At 31.1% G+C, this 10,197-nt stretch carries 9 protein-coding genes; all 9 read right to left on the bottom strand.

Features of this window, described 5'->3' with window-relative positions; translation table 11 throughout:
* Positions 1 to 133: 133 nt before the first annotated feature.
* On the bottom strand, positions 134 to 1,381 hold the full coding sequence (locus tag MSCUN_RS04640; protein ID WP_245837637.1) for a methanogenesis marker 16 metalloprotein: 1,248 nt from the start codon (positions 1,379 to 1,381) through the stop codon (positions 134 to 136).
* Positions 1,382 to 1,749: 368 nt separating this feature from the next.
* Positions 1,750 to 4,458, bottom strand: coding sequence for an alanine--tRNA ligase (alaS, locus tag MSCUN_RS04635; RefSeq protein WP_095608379.1), 2,709 nt, complete (start codon positions 4,456 to 4,458; stop codon positions 1,750 to 1,752).
* Between the two features lie 344 nt (positions 4,459 to 4,802).
* On the bottom strand, positions 4,803 to 5,105 hold the full coding sequence (rpl12p, locus tag MSCUN_RS04630) for a 50S ribosomal protein P1 (RefSeq protein WP_095608380.1): 303 nt from the start codon (positions 5,103 to 5,105) through the stop codon (positions 4,803 to 4,805).
* A 218-nt stretch (positions 5,106 to 5,323) separates the two neighbouring features.
* Entirely contained in the window at positions 5,324 to 6,307 is a 984-nt protein-coding gene (locus tag MSCUN_RS04625; protein WP_095608381.1) for a 50S ribosomal protein L10, read from the bottom strand.
* Between the two features lies 1 nt (position 6,308).
* Positions 6,309 to 6,947, bottom strand: coding sequence for a 50S ribosomal protein L1 (locus MSCUN_RS04620; RefSeq protein ID WP_095608382.1), 639 nt, complete (start codon positions 6,945 to 6,947; stop codon positions 6,309 to 6,311).
* A gap of 207 nt (positions 6,948 to 7,154) precedes the next feature.
* Positions 7,155 to 7,637, bottom strand: a complete 483-nt coding sequence (locus tag MSCUN_RS04615) for a 50S ribosomal protein L11 (protein WP_095608383.1) — start codon at positions 7,635 to 7,637, stop codon at positions 7,155 to 7,157.
* Entirely contained in the window at positions 7,637 to 8,080 is a 444-nt protein-coding gene (locus MSCUN_RS04610; protein WP_095608384.1) for a transcription elongation factor Spt5, read from the bottom strand. The genes MSCUN_RS04615 and MSCUN_RS04610 overlap by 1 nt, the downstream gene beginning before the upstream one ends.
* 127 nt (positions 8,081 to 8,207) lie before the next feature.
* The gene (locus MSCUN_RS04605) at positions 8,208 to 8,390 is read right to left on the bottom strand and encodes a protein translocase SEC61 complex subunit gamma (protein WP_095608385.1); all 183 of its coding nucleotides are present in this window, start codon (positions 8,388 to 8,390) and stop codon (positions 8,208 to 8,210) included.
* A 259-nt stretch (positions 8,391 to 8,649) separates the two neighbouring features.
* Positions 8,650 to 9,801: a cell division protein FtsZ gene (gene ftsZ, locus MSCUN_RS04600; protein ID WP_095608386.1), complete on the bottom strand. Its 1,152-nt coding sequence runs from the start codon at positions 9,799 to 9,801 to the stop codon at positions 8,650 to 8,652.
* Between the last annotated feature and the right edge of the window lie 396 nt (positions 9,802 to 10,197).

The following is a 10,197-nucleotide window of genomic DNA, read 5'->3' as shown; positions in this document are numbered from 1 at the left end:
CCCCCCCCCCCGTTTATGGAAGTCATACCTTAAATAATTAATTTTATGGAAAGTAAATAGTTATATGCAAAATGTAGTATATTTTTAATAAAAAAAAGTAAAAAAAGGGATGAAAATGGATTTTCAGATAATTTTATAGTTTGTATGTTCCATTTAATATTGCATCTTTTAGTTCTTCTGCCATTTGTAGTGCTCGTTTTTTGTCTGATTGTCTGCAGGTTACTGGAATGGTTTTTTCTTTATCATCAACAGTTATTGCTATTTGTTTCATGTCTATTTCTGGTACTCCTCGTGGACATACTACTGAGCAGTATCCACACCCGTAGCATAAATCATTGTCTATTTCTGGTTTTTTGTGGAATGCATTTACAGGACAGTATAATTCACATAGACATGGTATACAATGGAAGCATTGATCAGGATGTAGTATTGGTCTTAGTTGTGCATCATCCCATATGCTATAGTCTATTATATCTATTGGTAGGTGTCGTCCGTGTATGTCACATACTGGTAGTTCTATTTCACGGTTTATTATTCTAAGATGATCTAGTATTTCTTCATTTAGTACTGGTATTGCTACTGCTACTGTGTTAAATACTTCAGGTCCTAGTCCTGTTTTAAATCCTCCCATGTAGTATGGATTCATTTCTTTCATATCTGCTGTTAGTAATAGGTTTGGTTTTTCTGGTGTGCTTCTAGTTCCATTATCTATTATTATTCCTTCAGCTCCATTTAGAAGTACTTTGTATCCTTGTTTTATTATGTCTTGTTGTGGATCGTTTTGTAGTGGATTTATATCTCCACATCCACTAAAGGAGTATGAGTTGTATGGTCCTTCCATTGGTGATACATTAAATATTGATTTTTGTGCACTTGTATCTGGGTTTGTAAATGAATTATAGTTTTTAAATGCCATTCGTGTACCTATGATACGTGCTGTTTGCATATCATCAAGTGTTACATTTGTAATAAATTCATTACCTTCCATGTCTATTACTTTTACTTCAACTTCTTTTTTCATAAGTAGATCTTTAAGTAAGAATCCTCCACCATATTCATCAATTGTTGTACTGTGGTTGGTTCCATATAGTATTACATCTACAGATCCTAGTAGTTCATTTGGACATGGTCCTGGGTATGCTGGTATTCCATTTATGTATACTTCACGAGCTTTAGTAAATGATCCTGGCTCTGCTACTGGTATGTGAAATAGTGCTGTGGTTCCTGACATTACTCCACTTGTTGCACATGTTATGACATCTACATCTTCTATTGAAACTTCTTCATCATTTTTTAGTTTCATTTTTAGCTCTTCTTTTGTCATAACAATAGCTTCATTTGAGTCTAGTTTTTTTTGTATTTCCTCTATTGTTTTTGCCATATTATTTATCCGCCTTATATGTATTTTTTATAGATTAATTTGATTTCCTAATTATAATACCATATATCTATTAGAAGTTATATAACTTTTAGTTAAAATTATGAATATTATTAGAAACTGTTAATCAGATCACTAATATAAAAAAAAAGATAACATGATAATATTAATTATTCTATAGGTGGTTTAGATTTACAAAAAAATATAGTTATTTTTAATTAAACAATATTTATTAAAATTCCCTAAATATTAAACACCAAATTATAATTTCCCGTGAAAATGAGAATAGATATTATAATATTTTCAATATATTAGATTTAAAAATAGAATTTATAATTCGTATAAAAAAAAGTAAAAGAAGGAAAGAGAATTTATAATTCTCCTATTTGATTTTTAATGAGTGTGAATGCTTCATCTAGTTTGTCTAGATTTGTCATTTTAGCTCCTTGTGCAAGGTTTGGTTTTCCTCCACCACGTCCTCCGAGTATTTCACCCATATCACGAAGAACATCACCCATTTTCATTCCAGCATCAATCATACGTTGATTACATGCTGCTACTATGTTTCCATCACCATTTAATAGTATTACTATATCTGCATCTTTCTGGTTTTCTATTATATTTAATGCAATTTCACGTAGTCCTCCAGCATCAACATCAAGTAATTGTGTTAGTACATTAAAGCCTGCTACATCTTCTATGTTATCTGTGAGTGTTGATATTTGTACTTCTGCTAGTTGTTTTTTAAGTGCTTTAATTTCTTTTTGTTGTTCTTTCCATTCATTGAAGAATCTACTGCAAGTTTTTGGTAGTTGTTCTGCATCTACTCCAAATACTTCACTACTATCTTTTATGATTTTATCATTTTCTTGGATTTTTGTTATTCCAGAGTCTGCTACTGCATATTCTAGTCTTTCTACTCCATCTTGTACACGTTCGGTTCTTAAGAGTTTTATTACTCCCACATCACCGGTACGATTACAGTGTGTTCCTGCACATGCTTCAACATCTATACCTGGTATTTTCACAACTCTTATGTTTTTACCTGGTACAATTCCTCCCTGGTATAATCGGAAGCCATATTTACGTTCTGCTTCAGTACGATCATACCACTTAATACTTACAGGTATGTTTGCTTGTACATTTTCATTTGCCACACGTTCTATTTCTTTTAGTTCATCATATGATATACGTTTATAGTGTGATAGGTCGATTCTTGATTTATCTATACCTTTTTGTGCTCCTGCTTGCCAGATGTGATTTCCAAGAACTTCTCGTGCTGCTGAAATAACAAGGTGTGTTGCTGTATGGTTACGTGTTAAAAGATCACGTGCTGCTGCATCTATTTCACCATATATTACTTCATCTACTATATCATCAAGTTTAGAAATATCATCTTCTTTTACATGGTGTAGTACTACATCATCTACTTTTTCTGCATATTCTATGTTTATTATGATTCCATCTTTAGTTTTAAGATATCCTTTATCTGATGGTTGTCCTCCTCCTTCAGGGTAGAATATGGTTTGATCTAGTATTATTTTATTTGAATCTTCAACTCCAAGTACTTTTGCTTCAAAACTACGCTGTGATAGATCATCATAGAATGCTAGTTTGGTTTTTGGATATAATAGTTCTATTTTTTCATATTCATCTTCTGGTTCTTCTTCGTGTGCTGCTGCAATTTGTGTGTAGAAATCATCAGGAATATTAGCATTGAAGTTGTTTTCTTCTGATATTTTTTCAACAGTTTCAGGTGGTATTCCTTGTGAATCATAGAAGTTTATTAGCATATCTGTTGGGAATGAATCTTTACCTTCATTTTTAAGTTTTTTAATTGATCTTTTTATGAGGTTTGTTCCTTTATTTAGTGTTGTATGATATCTTTCCTCTTCGATATTTGCGATGTTTAGTATGTAGTCTTTGTTATCTTTTATCTCAGGATATGTTTTTGATAAAAAGTCGAGTTGTATTTTCATTATGTCAGATAGTGTTTCATTAAGTTTTAGTTCATTCATGTATTTGATGGTACGTCTAAGTACAAGTCGTGCTAAGTATCCTTCTTTTACATTTGATGGTATGATTCCATCAGCTAACATGAAGCTAAGACATCTTGTGTGATCTGCGACTATATATATTGCTTCCATTGGTGCTGTTGCATCTTTTAATTTAACTGGATCAAGGTTTAGTTTATCAGCTACTTTTTGTCTTAAAAGTTTTAAATCTGATATATCTTCAATATCCATCATTCCTGCAATTCGTGCATTTTCTGATAGTATTTCACGATCAAGTTCTACACCACTTAGATCTGTTAACTTATTAATTACAGGCTCAAATGTTGCATCATATGCTGTTGGTGTTCCCTGACTTACCCAAGCTATTCTTTCAAGACCATAACCTGTATCTACTATTTTTAGTGGTATTTCTTTTAATCCATTTTTAGTTGTTGCATATTGGATAAATACAAGTGTCGCAAGTTCTACACCATGTGCACATATTTCAAATGATGGTCCTTCATTTCCTCCACCTTTCCACCAGGATTCAATATAGGTAATTTCTTCAGGATTAATTCCAATACTTACAAGAAATTCATGACAATATCTTAATGTTTCATTTTTCCAGTATACAGGGTTATCTTCTGTGTTAAATGCATGGTGTGCTCCCATTGTAAAGCATGTCATGTGTCTTCCTGTTCGTCCTACATTATCTACATCATTTAATCTGATTGATGGTTGTGCAATTGTAAGTGGATTTGCTGGTGGTTGTACCATTCCACTTGTTACCCAAGGCTGGAAGTCATAAATTGATGCTCCAACTAGAAATACATCATTTCTCCATCGTTTTGCAAGTGTTGGATACCTGTCAATTGGTGTGTGTCCATGATCTGCAAAGAATCCTTTAAATTGTTTTTGTATTCCCATTAAGTCATATTGTTTGTCTGTCACAGGATTTCCAATAAATTCGTATTCATCACATGGTGCATCTCCACATGTTGCTCTTTCACGAATAGACCAGAATGTATTTCCACATTTCTGACAGACTTGTTTTTTATATCCTAATTGTTCAAGTTCATATGTCATAAATATACACTTAAGTTATTGCTTTTTTTAAAAAATGATAAAAATTTATTTTTCTTTCTAAATTAAATTATTTAATCTTTAAAAAAGTTGTAAATTTTTTATTTATACTATGTTATTTTTATGTTTTTTATAATATATAAAAAGTCCTTAAAAAAAAGAGAGTTAATAATATTAGTACTAAAATTAAAGTAAAAAAATACTACTTTTCAATATAAATATTGTTGTATTTAAAAAAAATATTTTTTTATTTTAGAATTAGTTTTTTCATAAAAAGTGGTGTTTATTTATTATAAAAAAGAATTTAATTAAAAAAAAGAATTAAAAAGAAGGAAGTGACAGGGCACTTATCCGAAAAGTGCACCTAGTCCAGCTGCTGCTGCTTCTTCAGCTTCTTCTTCTTCCTCTTCTTCTTCTTCAACTTCTTCTTCAGCTTCTTCAGCTGCAGGTGCTGCTGCTGCAGGTGCTGCTGCTACTGCTGCGGTTGCGATAGCTTCTTCGATATCTACATCTTCAAGTGATGCGATTAATGCTTTTACTCTAGCATCGTCTACATCTACTCCAGCTGCTGATAAGATTGCTGTAACGTTTTCTTCGTTAATATCATTTTCTGTTGCGTTTAATAATAATGCTGCGTATACGTATTCCATGTTAATACACCTTTATATTTTTATAATTTATTTATATGTTTTTTTAATCTATGTTTTATTGTATAAATAATACAATTTCATAAAGATTCTTTTTAAATTCTTTTTTTATTTTTAAATTAATTAATTCCATATTTGGCTATATAGAATTTGAGTTTTTCCGTTTTTAGTCTATTAATTACCTTTTTTGATTTCTCTAATTGAAGATTTATAGAAAAGATCTATCCAAAGAGTGCTCCAAGTCCTGCTGCTGCAGATACTTCTTCATCTTCTTCTTCAACTTCATCATCATTATCATCAGCCACTGGTGCTGCTGCAACGGTTGCTTGTGAACTTAGTTTATCTTTAAGTTCATCATCTGTTGCATCTTCTGATAATTGTGATGCTAGAGCTAGCATTTGTGAGTATGCTTTAGCTAATATTTTATCAGTTGTTTCTGAAGTTAATACGTTAGCATTTAATGCTAAGTTTAGAGCTTCATTAGCTGCTTTCTGTATGAGTACAGGTGTTGACTCACTGTTTAAGATACCAGCGAATACTGATAAGTTAAGAGCACTTTGGAAAGCATTTGCAATTATTTGACGAGTTTCTTCTTCATCAATTTTAAGTACATCTGCTGTATATATTGTGTCTCCTTCACAAACTGCTAATAAATCAATTCCCACTTCCATTGGGTGGATTTCAAGTTTTGTTAAGATATCTGCAACGTTTTTAGGAATTTCTTCACCTTCGCTTACTACAGTAGCATCGTCGGTTACTACAATTTTTCCTTTATCTATTTTTGCAGGAATACCTGCTTGTTGTAATTCACCAAGAATTGGACCTGGTGGGAATGATGTATCTCCTGCTGGAACTACGATATCAGCTGGAGCAATACTTCCAGCTTTTGCTGGAGCTTCCGTTTTACTATCTTCTAAGATTTTAAATAGTTTGAATGGATTCATTTCTGTGAAGACCATAGCTGGTTGACCTTCAAGGTAATCTGCTAACCCTTCAACATCTTTATCTGATTGTTCAAGTGCAATTTTTATGAAGTTTTTACGTGACATTCTTAAAACTGCATCTTTTCCTAAAGATCTTCTCATGGTTTGAAGTTGTGGTGCTGGGATATCAGCAAGGTTTACAATTCCTACAATTTCATGAGTATTTGTTAAATTTTCTAAGTCAGCAACTTTTTCTTTTTTCCAATCTGCAACATGAGGCATTTTACATCACCTTCGTTACTGGTCCCATTGTTGTTTTAAGATACATTGCTTTGATCTGTTTTGAACCTTTTTCTAATTTACGATCAAGAACATCCATTATAGCATCGATATTTTCGGAAACTTGTTCTTCAGTCATATCTTCTGATCCTACAATTGTTTGTATCATAGGTTGGTCTTTCACTCTTATTTTTATTGTGTTTTTTAATCTTCCTAATATGGTTTCTGGATTTGCACTTGCTGGAATTGGTTTAGGCATTTTTTTTCTTGGCCCAAGTACTGGTCCTAAGAATCTACCAACTGTTGGCATTAAGTCAGATTGTGCTACAAAGAAATCATAATTATTTGCTATTTTTTTAGCTTCTTGACGGTTTTTACCTAATTCTTCAAGTCTTTCTTTGTCTATTACTAAATCTGCACCTGCTTGTTCAGCTTGGTATGCAAGTTCACCTTCAGCTATAAATGCAATTTTAACATCTTTTCCACGTCCATTAGGGAGAAGCACTTCTTCATCTAAACGGTTTTCTGGTTTGTTTATGTCTAAATCGTTGATGGTCATGACCACATCAATAGACTGTGTGAAGTTTCTCGGTTTAGAATCTTCTTTAACCTTCTTCACTGCTTCTTCAATTACTTGTGTCATTCAATTTCCTCCAAAGAATAAGATTTAAATTAACTTAAATCATTATTCAACGTGTAAATAAAATTATATGTACCACGTACATTGTATAAAATTTTTATATTTAAAGCCTAATCGTTTTTGATTAATATAATATAATTAAATTAAGATTTAATATGTAAATTGCGAATAAATGAAATTATATCTATAATTAAGAAAACTATGATAGAACTATTCTTGGAATAATTCGTCATAATCCCCATTATCGATGTCTTTTTGGGTGTCACGGCCATCTTGACCTGCAACATTAATTCCCATACTTACACATGTACCGATTACTTCTTTTGTTGCGTGTTTGTAATCATTTGCAAGTAAGTCATCAAATTTCATTCTTGCAACTTTAAATGCTTGTTCAACTGAGAAATCAGCTGCAACTTCTGTACCTGGTTCGTGTGAACCACTTTCAATACCTAATTCATCAAGAATTAGAGCAGTTGTAGGTGGTGTACCGATTGATACTTCAAATTCTTTTGTATCAAGATCTGCGGTAATTTTTGCAGGTACTTTCATTCCAACGAAATCTGCAGTTTTTTTGTTGATTTCTTCAACAACTTGCATCATATTAATACCTAATGGACCTATAGCTGGACCTAAAGGTGGTCCCGGTGTGGCTTTTCCACCTTCCACTAGGATTTCAATAGTTTGACTAGCCACTATTCAGCCTCCTTTTGTATTAATCTGATTTGGTCACCCTTTACTGTGACGGGTATTGGTACAGCTGCTTCAATTAGCTCCAATACAACATCCTCTTTTGCTTCATCAATTCTTACCACTTTAGCTTTTTCGCCTTTAAATGGTCCTGATGTTAATTCAACAATACTGCCTTTGATTATGTTAACCATAGCAGGTTCAGGGTTTAAGAATGATTTAAGCTCATCGAATTCAACATCACCTTCGACTAAACTTCTCAAATTTGGAACTCTAAGTGCAGGATGTCTCATATCTAACATTTTATCAGACTCAACAAAAATATAACCTTGCATAGATTCTGGTGCAAGAATTGCAGATATTCCAGTATCTTCATGCTTAATACTTTGAGCAAGTAGTGCTGCTACATTTTTTTCTTGTCCAATAAGAACTCTCATTGCATAAAACATAATTGTTCACTTTTTTATAATTATCTGTAAAAAATTTATTTGTAATTTTGATATACGTTCGTGTATTTTTCCTTTTTTTCATTGTTTAAATATAATATGAATTTATTAAAATCGAATACTACTCTTTTTAGTAAAATAGTACTTGTGCAAGTATTGCAATTATAAATCCAATTACTCCAATAATGAGAATACCAATACCTGTAACTTTTGATACAGTTTTATATTCTTCATTATCAGGTTTTCTTGAGACTTTTAATACTCGTTCACATTGTTTTAAAAAACCATATATTGATTCTTTATTTATTTCCATAATATTACCTGCGTTTAAATTCAAAATGAGAAAATTTAAAATCCTAAGATAGGGATCATATATAAGTTATATTTTTAACTATTAATAAAGGTTTGTATTTTAACATACCAATTTTATGAAAAAATACATAAAAAAAGATTTCCAAGATCAAAAATTATGACCAAATAAAAATAATACTAAAAATAGAATAAGTTTTTCCTAAAAGTTTATATTTAAAAAAAAATAAATTAATGAAGAATCTAGATTTTTTCACTAGAATCTAGAATACATCATCAATAAATCCTTCAAGATCTGTATCTGGAGTTGTTGTTTCTTCTCCACGTGATTTTTCTTTATATGAATCATCAGATCCCATAATTGATGGAGAATTTACACCTGCAACAACAATGGTTGTACGTACTGTACTTGCAAGATCATCTTGTATTTGTGTACCCCAAATAATATTTGCTTCAGGATCAAGTTCATCTGCAACAATTTGTACAATTTTTTCAGCTTCATTTAATGTTAAATCATTACTTCCACTTATGTTAACAAGAGCACTTTTTGCATTAGAAATATCAAGATCAAGAAGTGGACTGTTAAGTGCTTCATTTACAGATTCAATAGCTCTATCACCAGTATCAGATTCACCCATACCAATCATTGCCATTCCACTATCTTTCATTACACTTTTAATATCAGCAAAGTCTAAACTTACAAGTCCAGGTTTAGTAATTAACTCTGTAATGCCTTTAACAGCACGACCTAGAAGTTCATCTGATACCATAAATGCTTTATTAATAGGTAAACTTGGAGCAACTTCTAGTAACTTATCATTTGGAATTACAAGCACTGTATCTGCTGCATCTTGAAGTTTTTCAAGACCACGTTCAGCATTTTCACGTCTTTTTATTCCTTCTGCACTAAATGGCATTGTTACAACAGCAATAGTTAATGCACCACATTTTTGTGCAATTTTACTAACTACTGGAGCTGAACCTGTACCTGTTCCTCCACCAAGACCACAGGTTACAAATACCATATCTGCACCATCAATTTTTCTTTTTATTTGTTCTTCACTTTCCTCAGCACTAGCTTCTCCCACATCAGGAATACCTCCAGCACCAAGACCACCACAGGTTTCTTTTCCAATTAAAATTTTATCATTTGATTTACAAAAGAATAAATCCTGTGCATCTGTATTTATAGAAATGGTTTCAGCACCTTCAATACCGATTTCACCAAGACGTGAAATTGTATTATTTCCAGCACCACCAGCACCTATAACAAATATTTTTGCTCTACTTTGATTTATAATATCCACAAGTTCTTGATTAATATCATCTAAGTTTGCACTTGAACTAGGGATAGTAGGTTTTTCTACAGTATTAGCTTTTGAATCTTTTAAGCTATCATTTATTAAAGATTTCACTTAAACACCCTCACTATCAATATTTATTTTTAAATTTAATATAATCGTTAAAAAATTACTTATTAACATTTTTTTTCTATTATAATATTATAATTTATTATTATGAATTATTATGTAAATGAATTTAATAATATCTAAACATTATTTATATTTTTATGTAAATTTTATTAACATCGCTATATTTTAGTTTTTTCTAATTTTCACATTCCTTCTTGTAAGTTTCCCATACTATACTTTAATATGTGAAAAAAAAATTATTTAATTATTCTTACTAAATATTATAAGTTTATTAGAAAAAAGAAACATTATTTTTTCCATATATCAATAAGCTTTTAACGATATTAAATTTAAGATATTATAATAATTGTTTATATTTTTTAATAATAAATTTTATAT

The sequence above is a fragment of the Methanosphaera cuniculi genome, from assembly GCF_003149675.1.
GTDB lineage: Archaea > Methanobacteriota > Methanobacteria > Methanobacteriales > Methanobacteriaceae > Methanosphaera > Methanosphaera cuniculi.
This window is presented reverse-complemented; position numbering and strand designations above follow the sequence as displayed.